Raw genomic sequence first — 587 nt, forward strand, 5'->3', positions numbered from 1 at the left:
ATGCCCAAGAAGCTGGTAAGTGACGAATTGTGGAAGCTGGTTGAACCTCTCTTGCCAAACCATGAACCCACACCCAAAGGAGGCCGTCCCCGCATCTCTGACCGGGCAGCGTTGACCGGAATCATCTTTGTTCTCAAGACAGGGATACCATGGGAAGATCTGCCCCAGGAGATGGGCTGCGGCAGTGGCATGACCTGCTGGCGCAGACTTCGGGACTGGCAGGAAGCTGGCGTTTGGGAGAAGCTTCACCATATTATCCTTCAAAATCTGCACGATACGAAAAAGATCGACTGGAGCAGAGCCTGTATTGACGGCTCTGTCATCCAGGCAAAAAGGGGGGCGAACTCACAGGACCCAACCCCGTAGATCGCGGTCGCCCTGGAAGTAAACATCACGTCATAACAGATCAGAACGGCATTCCGCTTGTTGTGGGCCTCACTGCCGCCAATGTGAATGATTGCAAGATGCTGGCATATATGCTGGATCATCTGCCGTGCCTGCGAAATTTACATGGGAAACCTACCTGTCATCCCCGGAAACTTCATGCCGATAAAGGATATGATTTCCCATTTTGCAGACAGGCGTGT

The 587-nt window shown here is 52.8% G+C and carries 1 protein-coding gene and 1 pseudogene; both read left to right on the forward strand.

The features are described from left to right. Positions 1-366: IS5 family transposase (locus H6B51_RS17245; protein ID WP_204884815.1), on the forward strand; the 366-nt coding region annotated here is incomplete at its 5' end. Between the two features lie 14 nt (positions 367-380). Next, positions 381-587, forward strand: a pseudogene (locus H6B51_RS18540) (transposase); the annotation flags it as partial.

Origin of the sequence: Pseudoflavonifractor phocaeensis (assembly GCF_016901955.1) — a bacterium.
Classification (GTDB): Bacteria; Bacillota; Clostridia; order Oscillospirales; family Oscillospiraceae; genus Flavonifractor; species Flavonifractor phocaeensis_A.